Source organism: Mesorhizobium ciceri biovar biserrulae (assembly GCF_001618845.1).
Classification (GTDB): domain Bacteria; phylum Pseudomonadota; class Alphaproteobacteria; order Rhizobiales; family Rhizobiaceae; genus Mesorhizobium; species Mesorhizobium ciceri.
In genome coordinates, this window is record NZ_CP015064.1 from 1,396,912 (window position 1) to 1,412,606 (window position 15,695).

Here is a 15,695-nt window from a genome sequence, read left to right on the forward strand (position 1 = left end):
TGCGTATCGAGTGGGGTTCTGGACGTGGATAGCAAATCTCGAATTGTGAAGGATGCGCTTCGGGCCTGCCGCCGCTATTTCCTGGTAGCGGCGGCGTTCAGCCTGGCCATCAATCTGCTCTATCTCGCGTCCCCACTCTACATGCTGCAGATCTATGACAGGGTCGTCACCAGCGGCAGCGAAACCACGCTGGTGATGCTGACCCTGGTGTTGCTGGCGGCCTTTCTTTCGCTGGCCGGCCTCGACCTGGTGCGCGCCTCCATCCTGACGCGTGCCAGTGCGCGGCTCGACCGGCTGCTGTCGGCAAAAGTCCTGGCCGCGTCGGTCGAGACCCCATCGCCCGGCTCGTCGCCGAGCCAGCCCATCCGAGACTTCGACACGTTCAGGCAGGTCATCACCGGCAGCGGCATCCACGCTTTGTTCGACCTGCCATGGTCGCCCATCTACATCGGCATCATCTTCCTGCTGCACCCCTGGCTCGGCTTCTTCGCGCTGGGCTGCTCGCTGCTTCTGGTCGCCATGGCGGTGCTAAACGAATATATCGTGCGTTCGCCGCTGAAGCAGGCCAACGACCTGGCGACGACCAACTATAATTTCACCGAGATGAGCCTCAGAAACGCCGAAGTCGTTCGCGCCATGGGGATGATCGACGGCCTCATCCGCCGCTGGGGACGCGACCGCAATTTGGCGCTGCGGCGCCAGGCGGAGGCAAGCGATCGCGCCGCCCTGATGTCGGGTCTGATCCGTTTCCTGCGGCTCACCATGCAGTCGCTGATCCTCGGCCTCGGCGCCTATCTGGTGATCGAACGGCAGATCACCGGCGGCACCATGTTCGCAGCGAGCCTCTTGCTGGGCCGGGGGCTGCAGCCGGTCGAGCAGATCGTCGGCCTTTGGCGCAGCCTGATCCTGGGGCGGGCGGCGTTGGCAAGGGTCGAGAAGCTGGTCGACGGGGGCGCGCAGAGCGAAAGATCGTTCAACCTGCCCAAGCCCACCGGCAAGATTTCGGTTGAGCAGGTCAGCTTTGCAATTGCAAGCCAGCAGAAAGTGCTTCTGCGGGACGTATCGTTCCGGCTGGAAGCAGGCGAGACGCTGGGAATCGTCGGCCCTTCCGGCGCCGGCAAGTCGACGCTGGCGCGTCATCTCGCGGGCGTCATGCAACCCAGCCGTGGTACCGTCAGGCTGGACGGCGCCGACCTGTCGCAATGGGGACACGACGCGCTCGGCGACCACATCGGCTATCTGCCGCAGGATGTAGAACTCTTCTCCGATACCGTCGCCGCCAACATCGGCCGCTTCAAGACCAATGTCGACCAGGAGGTCATCGAGGCCGCGCGGCTCGCCGGCGTGCATGAGATGATCATCCGCCTGCCGCAGGGCTATGAGACCCAGATCGGCGAAGGTGGCGCAGTGCTGTCGGGAGGATATCGCCAACGGATTGCTCTTGCCCGCGCAGTGTTCGGAACGCCGAACCTGATCATTCTCGACGAGCCCAGCTCCAATCTCGATGCCGATGGCGACCGCGCGCTGAGCGACTGCGCGATCGAACTCAAGCGCCGCGGCAGTACGGTGATCATCGTCTCTCACCGGCCCTCGACCCTGGCGAATGTCGACAAGATCCTCCTGTTGCGCGATGGCGCCGTCGAGGCCTTTGGCATGAGAAACGAGATCGTGGCGCTCCTCAACCAGCGCGCGGCTCCAATGGCGGTGGCAACGCAATGAGCCGTGTTTGGAGAGAGCGATGAGCGACGGCGCCCTTACCTACCGGAGCCTGCCTGGCGACGCCGGTATTCTGGCCCCGGATTCGATCCGGGTGCCGGCCTATATCGGTCTGCTGATCATCGTTGCTTTCTTTGGCATCTTTGGCGGCTGGGCGGCCTTTGCCCCGCTGAACGGCGCCGTGCTTGCCGACGCCATCGTCAAGGTGGATGGCAATCGCAAAAGCGTACAGCACTTCGACGGCGGTACGGTGAAGGAGATCCGCGTCAAGGATGGCGACGTCGTCAGGAAGGGCGACATAATGCTGAAGCTGGACGACACCAGGATTCGGTCCGAGTTCAATCTTTATGCCCAGCAATATGCGCTGTTGCGCGCAACCGATGCCAGGATCCGAGCCGAACTGGACGGCAGCGAGGTTGTTGCCTTTCCCAAGGACATTCTCAAAGAGCACGAAGACTACCTTAGGGATGCAATGGCAAACCAGATCGCCGATCTGGAAAGCCAACGCGCCTCGATGGCCGGCGCCAGGCAGATCCTCGAGCGGCGCATTGCCGAACTCGAGGAGCAGATCCAGGGCAAGCAGTCTCGGGTCGAATCTTACCATGCCCAGTTGCAATCGACGATCAACGAGAAGGCCAGCCTGTCGAAGCTGCTCAAGGCCGGATTGACGACCCGCCCACGCATCCTGGAGCTGGAAAGATCCGCCTCGGATCTGCAGGGCCTGATCGATGAGAACCTCGGCGCGATCGGCGGCAGCCAACAGAGCAAAGCCGAACTCGAAAGCCAGATCGCACAATTGACAAATGAGCGCCGAGCCAAGCTGTCGGCCATGCTGATCGATACGCAATCGAGCCTTTCCGACCTCGTGCCCAAGATGTTTGCCGCCCAGGCTGCCATGGACCGAGCCGAGGTGCGCGCGCCGTATGACGGCCAGGTGATGGATCTCAGCGTCTTCTCGATAGGCGCTATCGTTTCGCCGGGCCAGACCATCCTCGATATCGTGCCGACCGAAAATTCGCTGATCGTCCAGGCCCAGATTCGCGTCGAGGACATATCGAACCTGCGACCCGATATGGCTGCCGAAGTTCGTTTTACATCCTACAAGCAGCGCTCAATACCCATAATTCATGGCCGCGTCACCCGCATTTCGGCGGATCGCATTACCGACAGCAAGACCGGGTTTCCCTACTATCTTGCCGACGTAGCGGTCGATCCGGTGGAATTGGCAGCAGCCCCACAGATTGCGCTTTATCCGGGCATGCCAGCGTCAGTCATGATCGTCACCGAGGAACGCACCGCGCTCGACTACATTCTGGGCCCGCTGGTTGTGTCGTTCCACTCCGCCTTTCGCCAGAAATGACGGATTAGCCAAGCGACTTCGCTTTTGAGGTGATTCTGACGCAGAGCAGTCGGAGACAAGCCGACAACCAGTCGCTCATGGTCTGCATGTTCCCTGCCGACAGCCCCTCTGTTTCTTTGGTGCTGGATCTGATCATCCTAGATGTTTGATCCCGGGCTTTATGGAGCATCCTTGTCTCCCGAATCAAAGGATGCGCTATGGGCCAAGTTCTGCATGGGAGCGCCAAAACGACAGAGGCGGTCCGTCGAGCGATACAGCATAGTCAAGAGAGCCTGAGGGGGCTGGCCAAGCGGGATCAACCAGAAGACGGTTGCGAAGTGGAAGAGGCGAGCTTCGGTCGCCGATCTATCGACTGGTCCGAAGGAACCGAGATCGACGGTGCTCTCGATTGAGGACGAGGCGGACATTGTCGCTTCCCGCCGCTACACGCTGCTGCCACTCTTCCGTGCGGTGCGCACGGAACTGCAGGACATCATTTCCGCCCACATCTGGAAGCCGACAACTTTTCCTGAATGAGTGTGCGAAAAGAATGCATGGTTCCAAGTCGGCTGGCGGTTTGCGCGCCAAGGCTGGTTTGATCAGCTGCACACTGATCGTGACGACAACTGCAACCGTCGCGAGCTCCGGTCCTGGGCCAACCGACCACATAAGTTTATTCGTTTTTGACCAATACGCGCCGGTGAATTCCTGTAATCTTCGGAACAACACCGGGACAACCGGGTCAACCAGAAAGGTCGGGGAATGAAATACGTCGTCGATACGATCGGCGGTCCCGCAGGCGGTGATGCCTGGCAAGCCGCTGTTACCGAAGCCTATTTTCCGCTCGACACCGAGTATCGGAACCGTCGCGAATTTTCAGGCACGCTGGAAACCTTCTCGCTTGGGCTCGTCAGCGTGTCTAAAATGCGCTGCGATGCCGTAAGCTATCGTCGCCACCGCCGCCACTTCCTCAACGAGCGTGACGCCAGCCTGCTCATCACGATCCCGGAGATGTCGGAGGTGAATTTCTCGCAAGGGTCGAGAACCGTCAATTGCAGGCCGGGGGGCTTTCTCGTCGAGCGGGGAGATGCGCCTTACGAATTCTGGCACGGCAAGCCAAACGCGCTGTGGGTCCTCAAGGTACCATCATCGAGCGTTCGGGCACGGATCGGATCCGCCGAACGGCTCAGTGCGCTCAGTTTCGACGCGACCCAAGGCATCGCCGCGCTCTTCCTCGACACGGTGCGAACCACGATCGGCCATCTCGATGAGATCACTGAAGTCGCTCGTGAGATGATGGGCAGGCACATCCTGGAAATGCTGTGCCTGTCGATCGTGAGCGACGATCGCGTGCTGGACAGCAGCATCTCGTCGATCCGGGCCGGCCATTTGCATCGTGCCGAGCAGTATATTCGCGACAATCTGAAGAATTCCGACCTCGGCCCGCAGGCGGTGGCTGATGCCTGCGGCATCTCCCTGCGTTACCTGCAGGTCCTTTTTCAGGACAGCAACCAGTCGATCAACGGCTTCATCCGCGACGCCCGGCTTGAACTTTGCGCCGAGGAGCTGATGTCGGTGACCAACATCAGCAGCGTAGCCGAGATTGCTTACCGCTGGGGCTTCGCCGACCAGTCCCAGTTCTGCAAGCACTACCGGACGCGGTTCGGCTGCGCACCGACGGATACCCGTCGCGAAGCAGCGAACCGGGCGGGCGGCTCTTCGGCCTCGCGAGAGCGCCACTAGTCCCGACGAAATCCGGGCCAATTCCACCATTCATGCAACGTCTCCCCGGCAAGGGGCGACGAAGGCGGGGCTTTGCCCGCAAGACCTAGCGAAGGAACTGTCATGAGCCGAATCAGAGTTGCCGTCGACGTCGGAGGGACTTTCACCGACATCTGCATCATGGACGAAGACAGCGGAGCGATCCGCATCGAAAAAACCGCCTCCACGCCTGACGATCCCATGCAGGCCATCATGAATGGCGTGGAGCAGGGGCGCATCGATCTTTCGGAGGTAACGATGTTCTCTCATGGTACGACGGTCGCCACCAATGCGCTGATCACCCGCCGTCTGCCGCGCACCGCAATGGTCTGCAGCGAGGGTTTTCGTGACGTTGTAGAGATCCGTCGCGCCAACAAGGAAGATCTCTGGGACACCTACAAAGATGTCGCCAAGCCCTATATCCCGCGCCGCGACCGGCTGACCGTCCGGGAACGGGTCAGTGCCGAGGGCACGATCCTGGAAGCGTTGGACGAAGAGGCCGCGCGCCGTGTCGCGGAGATTCTCAAGAAACGGCAGGTCAAGTCCATCGCCGTCTGCTTCATGAACTCCTATGTCAACGGCGCCAACGAGCGCCGCATGCGTGAGATCCTGAAGGAGGCAATGCCGGATCTGCCGGTCTCGATCTCCTCGGAGGTGATGCCGGAAATCTTCGAGCACGAACGTTTTTCCACCACCATGGCGAACGCCGTCTGCGCCCCGGTCGTCGTCGACTACGTGTCGCGTCTCGGAGAAAAGCTTGCCGACGCCGGATACAAGCGAGATCTCCTGTTGCTGCACAGCGGTGGCGGGGTCATGACGCCCGCGAGCGTCAAGGATTTCTCAGCCCGGCTCGCGGGATCCGGCATCGCCGCCGGAGCGATCGCAAGCCGCTTCATCGGAAATCTCTGTGGCTACCCGAACTCGATCGGCTTCGACATGGGCGGCACCAGCACCGACGTCTCGCTGGCCTGGAACGGGGAGTCGCGCATCACAAAGGACTGGTACATCGAATTCGGATATCCGATCCGCTTCCCCTCCATCGAGGTATTGACCATCGGTGCGGGCGGCGGGTCGTTGGCATGGCAGGACGAGGGCGGCAGCTTGCGCAACGGACCGCAGTCCGCTGGCGCCTTTCCAGGTCCGGCCTGCTACAAGAATGGCAACCGCATTGCCACCAACACCGATGCCAATGTGGTGCTCGGCCGTCTCGGCACCAGCCTTGCGGGCGGCAAGATCACGCTCGACCCCGCTCTGGCCGCCGAGGCGGTTCAGGAGACGGTGGCGGAACCCTTCGGCATGGAACTCCACCAGGCGGCCGAGGCGATCATCGCCGTCGCCAACGCCAATATGGGCAATGCCGTCCGGCTTCTCTCCATCAGCCGAGGCTACGACCCGCGCGACTTTGCGCTGGTCGCATTCGGCGGTGCTGGCGCTTTGCACGGAGCGGCTGTGGCCAAGGAGCTTTCGATTCCAACCGTGATCGTACCGCCCAATCCCGGCGTTACCTCCGCGCTCGGTTGCCTTCTCGTCGACGTGCAGCACGATTTCTCCGAAAGCTTCATGGCCGATGCTTCGACTGTCTCGCCCGCCGAGATGCAGGCAGCCTTTGTTCTGATGGAAAAACAGGCGGTTGAGCGTCTGGGCCATGAGGGCGTGGCGCAGGAAGACATGGCGCTGCAGCGCACGGTCGAGATGATGTACCAGGGCCAGTGGCGCTCGCTCGCGGTGTCAGCCCCGGCGCGCATCGAGAGCATCTGCCCGCTGATCGAGGCATTCCACAACGAACACGAACGCGAGTTCAACTACCGCCGCGAAGACGCGCCGGTATCGATCTTCCGCATCGCGGTCAAGGCGATCGGCATCGTCCCGAAAGCCGAGATACCGCGACACGGAGTCTTGCCTCATGTGCCCGAGCCGCTCGGCCGCCGCGGCGTCTGGTTCGACGGCGTATCTCATGATGCGGCTGTCTATGAACGCGATCAACTCAGCGCCGGCGCTGCCTTTGCGGGACCCGCCATCGTCGAACAGTTCGATTCCACCACCGTGGTTCCGCCGGGAATGAGCGCGACCGTCGATGGCTTCCTGAACATTCTCATCGTGACGAAAGGCTGAAACATGACAAAGCTGATTGAAACGAGCCCTGGCCTCGATCCGGTAACGTTCGAGGTGCTGAAGAACTCCTTCATCACCACCGTCGACCAGATGGCCGAACAGATGCTTCGCACCTGCTATTCCTTCGTCATCTACAACCGAGACTTTTCGAATGCCCTGCACGACGCCGATGGCAACTCCGTCGCCCAGGGCAACTACGACATCGCGGTCCATGTCGGCACATTGCACAACACGTGTAAGGAAGTGATCCGGGTCTTCGAAGGCGATATGGCACCCGGCGATGTCTACGCAATCAACGATCCTTATGCCGGCGGTACGCATTTCAGCGACGTTCGGCTCGTCCGGCCGATCTTCGATGAAGACAAACTGATCGGCTTCTCCCAGTCGAACGGACACTGGTCGGATCTCGGCGGCTCGGTGCCGGGCTCCTTCGACGTCACCGCCCGCGACATGTTCCGCGAAGGGCTGCGGATAACGCCGCTGCGCCTTTTCCAGCGCGGCCGCTTCTGCTCCGATGTTGCCAACATGATCGCGGCCAACACGCGCGATCCCGCATCGATCATTGGCGACATCCATTCCCAGGCGCAAGCGACGCAGGCGGCCGAGCGCGAACTGCTGCGGCTGGTCAAGAAGTACGGACGCGGCCAGGTCATGCGCGGTATGGAGGAGGTTCAGGACTACGTCGAACGTGCCGTGCGAAAGCGTCTGGCGGAGCTGCCCGACGGCACCTGGGAGACGGTCGACTACATCGACCGGGATCTCGGTGCCGGCGAGGGCATGATCCCGATCCGCATCAAGATGACGATCAAGGGCGACACGATCCACTACGATTTTACGGGAAGCCACTCGACCATTGCCTCGATGTATAATTCCGCACCGGGCGCAACCTTCTCGGCCGTGGTCGCCGGCATGAAAACCTTCTTTCCGGACCTCCCGCTCAACAGCGGGTTTTACCGGATGATCGAGGTGACCGCGCCGAAGAATAGCATCGTCAGCGCGGAATGGCCGGTGGCGGTGACCGGGTTCCTGATGCCGTTTGAAAAGATCATGAACGCGATCTTCGAGATGTGGTCGAAGATCATGCCCGAACGCGCTATCGCCTGCGCCTTCAACCTCGAATATCTGCTGGCCGGGGGACGGGATGCGCGCAAACCCGAAAAGCCGATCTTCATGTTTTACGAATGGCTGCCTGGCGGCTGGGGCGGGCGCAACGGCAAGGATGGTGCCGATGTCACAACCGCCTGCTTCGGAACCGGGCTGATGTCGCAGCCGAACGAAGGCAACGAGCGGGTCAATCCCACTCGGACGCTCGAGTTCCAGATCAAGCAGGATTCAGCCGGGCCCGGCAAGTGGCGGGGCGGCGTCGGCGTGCAGAAGACCTCATTGCTGCTTGAGGCTGAAAATGCCGTCATGTCCTATATTTGCGACCGCGAGCGTGCTGTCGTCTGGGGTGTCGAAGGAGGCCTGCCGTCGATGCCCCACGGCTTGACCATGAAGCGCGCCGGAGAAGAGACCGAGATCTGGCTCGGCTCCGTATTCTCCGATTACTCCGTCCACACAGGCGACCAGTTCGCTCGTCCGACGGCCGGCGGCGGTGGTTTCGGCGATCCACTGCAGCGCGAGCCCCGCAAGGTGATGGAGGACGTGATCGACGACTACGTTTCCCTGGAGCGTGCCAGGACTGACTACGGTGTGGTGATCCGCGAAATCGACCGCGACCTGTGCCAGTACGAAATCGACGAGATGGCGACCGAAGCCTGCCGTGCCGACATCCGGGCGAAACGGAAGGGCTGGGCACGCATGGATCCCGAGGAGGTCGCGCGCAAATATCGCTCCGGCGAGATCGATACGCTCGATGCGGTTCGGCACTATGCCGTGATCCTCGACTGGGAGACTGGCGAACTACTTCCCAAAACCACCGCCCAGTTCCGGGAGAGTTTTGAGAAACGGACCGTCACCCACTGGGTTTGAGCGCCAGCGAGCGCGCCGCAATCTTGCGGGCGCTCGCGGGATGCCAGAGTTATCTGTTTTTTCGATACCATATTCAAAGAATTACTATTTCACAGGAACCTAAAGCTGGAGCAACAATGTCGCAGCGCCGCGAAGGTTGGCTGCTCCGAGGGGTATGACAGATGGCACCAGGCGTGGGACGATCGTTCACCGCGGCCAGCACACTTGAAGAGGCAATGGCCGCACGCCGGCAGGGCGCGGTGGTGCTTGCAGGCGGCACCTGGATGATGCGTGATCCCCAACGCGGGGTCGACCTTCCCGACGCTGTGGTCGCACTCGACCGAATACCGGCCTTGTCCAAGGTCGAAATCGACTCGGACCATGTCGTGATAGGTGCAGCTGTTACCCACGCAGTCCTTGGCCGCGCGTTGCATGGGGCAGCGGGCTTCGAAGGTCTGGTTGCCGCGGCGGAGAACGCGGCCAATCCCGGTATCCGAAGGGTCGCCACCGTGGGCGGCAACATTTGTGCCCTCGACTTTGCCGCCGCCGATCTCGCCCCTGCGCTTCTCGTCTGTGAGGCGACGGTGGAGCTGGAGACGTTCGAAGGCCCAAAACTCATCGGTATTTCGGATTTCCTCAAAGACAGGCATGCGCTGCTGGCAGAGGCGATTGTGACGAGAATTCATCTGCGCCGCGACCTTGTCGCAAGCGCGCATATCCGCCTGCCGCTTCGGAAGGCTGGCGACTATCCGGTCGCCGTCGTCTCGCTTGCGGTGGACAAGGACAAACGATGTCGCATCGCCGTCGGCTCGGTGGAGCCGGTAGCGCGGCGCTGGACGGCGCTCGAACAGGCGATGAGGGCAAGCCAGGCCTCCGCGCTCGATCCGGAGCGCGCTGCCGGGCTTGCACTGGAGCACAATGATTTTCAGGGCCGCGACGGCAGGGAAGCGGAGGGTTGGTACCGGCGCCAGGTTCTTCCGCCGCTGGTCAAGCGCGGTGTTGCCGCACTTCTCAAGACCGAGGGCCTGGCATGGTTGTGACATTCCAGCTGAATGGCGAGGACTGCAGCTTTCACGGCGATCCGATGACGCCGCTCGTCGACATCTTGCGGCGGGAACGATTCCTGACGGGGACCAAAGCCGTGTGCCGCGAAGGCTTCTGCGGCGCCTGCACGGTGCATGTCGACGACGAAGCGGTGCCGTCCTGCCTGAAGCCGATTGGCCTGGTCCAGGGATGCGCGGTCACGACCATCGAGGGATTGAGTTCCGGAAACCAGGCGCTGCATCCGCTCCAGGCCAATCTAGAGGCCGCCGATGCCGTGCAATGCGGCATGTGTTTTCCGGGAATAGTTATGAGCCTTTCGGCGTTCGTGCGTGACAATCCGCATGCGAGCCGTCCCGAAATCAAGGCCGCGATGGTCGGCAACATCTGCCGCTGCACCGGATATGAGCGGATCGTCGACGCCGTGGCCGACTGCCTTGACCAAGCGCGGAAGGCTGGCCAGTCGGTGGGAGGCCTCCATGTCTGAGCTGTCCGCCACCGTGATGAATCTTCCCCGCCGCGATGCGCAGGACAAGCTGCGCGGGCGGACGAAATACACCAACGACCGGGTTCGCCCCGACATGTTGCATGCCGTGCTGCTGCGGTCGACCGTTTCCGCGGGGCGTATCCGCAAGCTCGACCTTTCGGCGGCACTTCGCTGTCCTGGCGTGCGCGCGGTGGCGACCGGCGCCGACGCGCCAGGCCTCTACGGCATCGGCATTGCCGACCATCCGCTCCTGGCCATCGACACCATCCGCTATCATGGCGAGCCAATCGCCGTCGTTGCCGCCGAAACGGAGAAGCAGGCGCGGGCGGCGCTTGCCGCCATCGTGCTTGAGATCGAGCCGCTGGCACCGGTGTCCACCATGGCCGAAGCGCTCCAGCCCGCAGCCCGTCTCGTCCACGAGGGCTGGCGCGGCTATGAGGTGATCACCGAGGGCGGCGCACGTGCCGGCAACATCGCATGGGAGGCAAAATCCAGCCGCGGCGACGTCGATGCGGCCTTCGCCCGTCCCGACATACGCATAGTCGAGAGCAGCTTTACCGTCGGCCGGCAGAGCCATGTGCCTTTCGAACCGCGCGTTGCCATCGGCTCCTGGGAGGACGGCCGGGCTCACATCCAGACCTCGACGCAGGTGCCTTGGACAGTTCGCAACGTCACCGGAAGGGTCATGCAGCTTGCGCCCGGGCGTGTGCGGGTCACCGTGCCGCCTGTCGGAGGCGGGTTCGGCCTGAAATTCGATGCGTCCATCGAGCCGATCACGGCACTTCTGGCGCGGATGACCGGGCGCACGGTGGTCCTGGAAAACACCCGGCAGGAAGAGATGGCAACTTGCCTCTGCCGCGAGAATGCGGAAATCCGCATCCGGTCCGCTGTCACTGCCGAAGGATACATCGCCGGACGCGAGGCGGTCGTGCTGATGGACTGCGGCGCGTATGGCGGCGAACAGGTTTTCCTGACAACGATGACGGCGCACACGCTGGGCGGCAATTACAGGGTTGGCGCAACGCGGCTCGTCAGCCGCGCCGTATACACCAACACACCACCCAACGGCGCTTTCCGAGCTTGCAACGGCGTCTACAACACCTTCGCGTTGGAGCGACACACCGACGAAATCTGCGATGCGCTAGGCTTCGACCCAATGGAGTTCCGGAAGAAAAATGTCCTGGGAGATGGCGATCTCGGTGCCACGGGGCAGGTTTTCGAGGCCGACGTGCTGGGTCCGATGCTCGATCGCATGGAGACACTGCGCGCCAGCACCGGTACATCAGAGGCCAAGGCCGACAGCAGGCTCTATGGAATTGCGACCACGGTCGGCACATGGTTCGTTTTCGTCGGGCCTTCGGCGGCGACGGTGAATTTGAACGCCGACGGCAGCGCAACGCTGGTCACCTCGGGTGTGGAGATCGGATCCGGCACGATGGTGCAATCCCTGCCGCAGATCGTGGCTGGGCAGCTCGGGCTTGCTCCCGACCAGGTGATCGTGCGCGAAGCCGATACGGATGCCGCCGGTCTCGATGTCGGCGTTGGCGGTGGGCGCACCACCGTGTCCATTGGTGCCGCGAGCATCGCCGCCTGCGCGGAGGTGCGGGAGAAGCTGCTTCGGACCGCCGGCGAGATGCTCCAGACCCGACCGGAAGACCTGGTGCTGCGGGACGGTCGTGTCGAGATCACGGGACGTCCCGGTTCCGGCATGTCGATCCCCGCTGTCGTCGCCCATGCACAGGCAACCACTGGCCCGATCACCGGAAGCGGGGCCTTTGCCGCCAGGAACACTCCGGCAATGTCCGGCTGCGCGATGGGGCATTTCATCGATGCGCTCGACATTCCCGTCTTCGTCGTTCACGAGGCCGAGGTGGCGGTTGATCCGGACACCGGCCATGTCGAGGTGCTGGCCTATCGCGTAGTTCAAGATGTCGGCCGCGCGCTCAACCCGCGCGCCATCCTGGGCCAGATACAGGGCGGCGTGGTACAGGGGCTCGGCTATGCGTTGCACGAGGAGGTGACGCTCACCGCCGACGGACGCATCGCGCAGGACGATTTCGAGACTTATCGCCTGCCGCTGGCGCAGGATGTGGTTCCGGTCGCCGCCGACCTTTACGAGGGCGCGCCGTCGATGGGGCCTCTAGGCACCAAGGGTGCGGGCGAGGTCCCGATCCTGGCAGTGGGCGCGGCAATCGGCTGCGCTGTGGCACGCGCCATCGGCAAGCCGGTACGGCAGCTGCCACTGACGCCGCCACGCGTGCTTCGACTGCTGCATGAGCGCGAACCACCGCCGGAATTCCCGCACGTCGCCCCCGGCTGGGCGTTGAACACTCTGGGCTGAGGCAAGTAAACCATGGTCACCCTGAACTGCGACATGGGCGAAAGCTACGGCAACTGGCGCTTCGGTGACGATGCCGGCATCATGCCTCATATCGATTGCGCCAACATCGCCTGCGGCTTCCACGCCTCCGATCCATGGACGATGCTGAAGACCGTGCGGCTCGCCCTTTCGCATGGCAAGCGGGTCGGCGCGCATCCCTCCCTTCCCGATCGTGAGGGGTTCGGCCGGCGCGAAATGAGACTTCAGCCGGAGGAACTGACAGCTGCCTTCCTCTACCAAATCGGTGCTCTGACAGGGATGCTGGCCGCCGAGGGCGGGCAACTCAGCCATGTCAAGCCGCATGGCATCATTTACGGCATGGCCGCGCACGACGTCGACACTGCCCTGGCAATTGCCGCGGCGGTCAAGCCGTTCGGCGTCCCTCTCTTCGGCATGGCGGGAACCTGTCACGAGACGGCGGCAGCCGAACTCGGCGTTGCCTTCGTGGGCGAGTTCTTTCCCGATCTTGCCTACGCTCCCGGCGGCAGCCTGATCATCCCGCGCGTCCAGTCGGCCATCGACCTGACGCTTGCCGAGCACCGCATGGTGGGAGCGCTTACCCGACGCGAACTCGTCACGACAGACGGCACGATCCGCCCGGTCGACTTCGACACTGTCTGCATCCACTCCGATCCGCCGAATGCGCGCGACGTCGCCGCGCTGATGCGGCGGATCATCGACACTCATTCCAACGGCCTGCCATGATTCATTCTCCCGAATCGTGAAAGCTCCACGCAAGGGACTCGAGGACTATCTCGAACTCACTGCCCGAACCATTTCTCCAAGCCGCTGAGGACTTCCATGGATGCGCTTTCCAACTCTCTCGCCGCCGCCGACATCGCCACCACCATGCACCCCTACACCAACCTGCGTCAGCACGAAGAAACCGGGCCGCTGATCATCAGCCGCGGCGACGGCATCCGTGTGTATGACGAACGCGGCAAGGAATACATCGAAGGGCTGGCCGGGCTCTGGTCGGTGGGCGTCGGCTTTTCGGAAAAGCGGTTGGCCGACGCTGCCTATCAGCAAATGCTGAAGCTGCCCTACTACCACACCTTCTCCTCCAAGGCGCATGAGCCATCCATCCGGCTCGCGGAGAAACTCGTGGAGATGACGCCGGAAAACCTGACGCGTGTCTTCTTCACGTCGTCGGGCTCGGAAGCCAACGACACCATCGTCAAGATGATGTGGTTCATGAACAACGCGCTGGGCCGGCCAAAAAAGAAGAAATTCCTGGCACGGACCAAGGGCTATCACGGCATCACCGTCGCCTCCGGCAGCCTGACAGGCTTGCCGGTCAACCATCGCGACTTCGATCTGCCGGCCATTCCCGTTCGCCACCTGACCTGCCCGCACTTCTATCGCTTCGGCATGGCAGGCGAAGACGAAGCCGCCTTCACGGCGCGCCTGCTCGCCGAGCTGGAAGCGGTGATCGCGGAAGAAGGGGCCGACACCATCGCAGCCTTCATAGGAGAGCCGCTCATGGCAGCCGGCGGCGTTCTGCCACCGCCGGTCGGGTACTGGGAAGGCGTGGAGAAAATCTGCCGGGCAAATGATATCATTCTAGTAGCGGACGAGGTGATCTGTGGTTTCGGGCGGCTTGGTACGCCCTTCGGCGCTCAGAAATACGGCTTCACGCCTGATATCATGACGGTCTCCAAGCAAATCACGTCGTCTTATATGCCGCTTGCCGCCGTCATTTTCTCCGATGCGATCTATCAGGCGATCGCCGACAACACCGCCACGATCGGCAATTTCGGCCACGGCTTCACGGCGTCAGGTCATCCGGTCGCGACGGCAGTGGGTCTCGAAAACCTGGCCATCTTCGAGGAGCGGGACCTGATCGGAAACGCGGCCCGCCTCGAGACGTCGTTCCAGGCCGGCATCCGCTCATTTGCCGATCACCCGCTTGTCGGCGAAGCGCGGGGCACCGGTCTTATCGGCGCCGTTGAGCTGGTGGCAGACAAGGCGACGAAACGCCCCTTCGCCAAGGTTGGGCGCGCAGGGGGTATCGCAGCAGGGATCGGCCACGAGGAAGGCCTCATCTTCCGCGCCATCGGCGATCAGCTCGCGCTCTGCCCGCCGATGATCTCGACAGAAGACGATGTGAAAGAAATCATGACGCGCATGGGCCGGACGCTTGAGCGCCTGACCGGTGCGGTTGCCAAGGAGGGACTCGAATGACCCGCATGAAAGCCGAACCGGTCGTCCATATCGACGACGAACGCTTTCGGGTCACCGAATGGCGCTTTGCCACCGGGGCCGAGACCGGCTGGCACATCCACGGACATGACTACGTCATCGTGCCGCTTACGGACGGCAAGCTCGGTCTCGAAGGTCCGGACGGCGCGCAGGCGCAAGCCGCTCTCACCCAAGGGGTGCCCTATTCGCGGCGGACGGGTGTGGCCCATAACGTCATCAATGCCGGCGATGCGCCGCTGGCCTTCCTGGAGGTCGAGGTCGTTGAGGCCGGCGACCTCGCAGCCAGGCGGCTCGCCGTGCTCGACCGGTTCCTCGCAGCCTGGAACGCCCGCGACGTGGGCGCGCTGATGGACTGCATGGCTGAGAATTGCGCTTTCCACGGCTCGGCTGGACCCGATGCCGAAGGGCGCAAGCATATGGGGCGTGACGCCGTGCGCGCCGCCTATGCAGCGCTGTTCGATGCTTTCCCGAAGGCCGCGTGGACCAGGGGACGGCACGTCGTGACGGGCGACACCGGGCTTTCATCATGGCGCTTCGTCGGCACCACGGCAGCGGGGCAGCAAATCGAAGTCGACGGCTGCGATATCTTCGCTTTCTCGGGGGAGCTCATAGCGCTCAAGGATTCCTACCGCAAAGCGCGAGGGTAGCGAAAATCTGAATTCATCGGGCGACGAGGGCGGTCCAAGCGGGCCGCCCTCGTTTTTTGT

General features: G+C 62.7%; 11 protein-coding genes and 1 pseudogene. All 12 read left to right on the top strand.

Annotated features, from left to right (window positions below; genetic code table 11):
• The first annotated feature begins 24 nt into the window (after nt 1-24).
• Nucleotides 25-1,719, top strand: coding sequence for a type I secretion system permease/ATPase (locus tag A4R29_RS06180; protein ID WP_063171487.1), 1,695 nt, complete (start codon nt 25-27; stop codon nt 1,717-1,719).
• Nucleotides 1,720-1,738: 19 nt separating this feature from the next.
• Nucleotides 1,739-3,076 carry an HlyD family type I secretion periplasmic adaptor subunit gene (locus A4R29_RS06185; RefSeq protein ID WP_063171488.1) on the top strand — a complete coding sequence of 446 codons (1,338 nt, stop codon included), beginning with the start codon at nt 1,739-1,741 and terminating at the stop codon, nt 3,074-3,076.
• Between the two features lie 197 nt (nt 3,077-3,273).
• Nucleotides 3,274-3,517: pseudogene (locus tag A4R29_RS06190) on the top strand (IS481 family transposase); the annotation flags it as partial.
• Nucleotides 3,518-3,817: 300 nt separating this feature from the next.
• The gene (locus A4R29_RS06195) at nt 3,818-4,798 is read left to right on the top strand and encodes an AraC-like ligand-binding domain-containing protein (RefSeq protein ID WP_013533169.1); all 981 of its coding nucleotides are present in this window, start codon (nt 3,818-3,820) and stop codon (nt 4,796-4,798) included.
• A 102-nt stretch (nt 4,799-4,900) separates the two neighbouring features.
• Nucleotides 4,901-6,928, top strand: a complete 2,028-nt coding sequence (locus A4R29_RS06200) for a hydantoinase/oxoprolinase family protein (protein ID WP_063171490.1) — start codon at nt 4,901-4,903, stop codon at nt 6,926-6,928.
• A gap of 3 nt (nt 6,929-6,931) precedes the next feature.
• Entirely contained in the window at nt 6,932-8,899 is a 1,968-nt protein-coding gene (locus tag A4R29_RS06205; RefSeq protein ID WP_013533167.1) for a hydantoinase B/oxoprolinase family protein, read from the top strand.
• 161 nt (nt 8,900-9,060) lie between these two features.
• Nucleotides 9,061-9,918 (top strand): FAD binding domain-containing protein, encoded by an 858-nt coding sequence (locus A4R29_RS06210; protein ID WP_013533166.1) that lies wholly within the window; start codon nt 9,061-9,063, stop codon nt 9,916-9,918.
• Nucleotides 9,909-10,406, top strand: coding sequence for a (2Fe-2S)-binding protein (locus tag A4R29_RS06215; protein WP_063171491.1), 498 nt, complete (start codon nt 9,909-9,911; stop codon nt 10,404-10,406). Before A4R29_RS06210 ends, A4R29_RS06215 begins: the two co-directional genes overlap by 10 nt.
• Nucleotides 10,399-12,747 (top strand): xanthine dehydrogenase family protein molybdopterin-binding subunit, encoded by a 2,349-nt coding sequence (locus A4R29_RS06220; protein WP_013533164.1) that lies wholly within the window; start codon nt 10,399-10,401, stop codon nt 12,745-12,747. Before A4R29_RS06215 ends, A4R29_RS06220 begins: the two co-directional genes overlap by 8 nt.
• Nucleotides 12,748-12,759: 12 nt before the next feature.
• Nucleotides 12,760-13,491 carry a LamB/YcsF family protein gene (locus A4R29_RS06225; RefSeq protein ID WP_013533163.1) on the top strand — a complete coding sequence of 244 codons (732 nt, stop codon included), beginning with the start codon at nt 12,760-12,762 and terminating at the stop codon, nt 13,489-13,491.
• Nucleotides 13,492-13,587: 96 nt separating this feature from the next.
• The gene (locus A4R29_RS06230) at nt 13,588-14,970 is read left to right on the top strand and encodes an aspartate aminotransferase family protein (RefSeq protein ID WP_063171492.1); all 1,383 of its coding nucleotides are present in this window, start codon (nt 13,588-13,590) and stop codon (nt 14,968-14,970) included.
• The gene (locus tag A4R29_RS35350) at nt 14,967-15,635 is read left to right on the top strand and encodes a nuclear transport factor 2 family protein (RefSeq protein ID WP_013533161.1); all 669 of its coding nucleotides are present in this window, start codon (nt 14,967-14,969) and stop codon (nt 15,633-15,635) included. Before A4R29_RS06230 ends, A4R29_RS35350 begins: the two co-directional genes overlap by 4 nt.
• Nucleotides 15,636-15,695 lie beyond the last annotated feature (60 nt).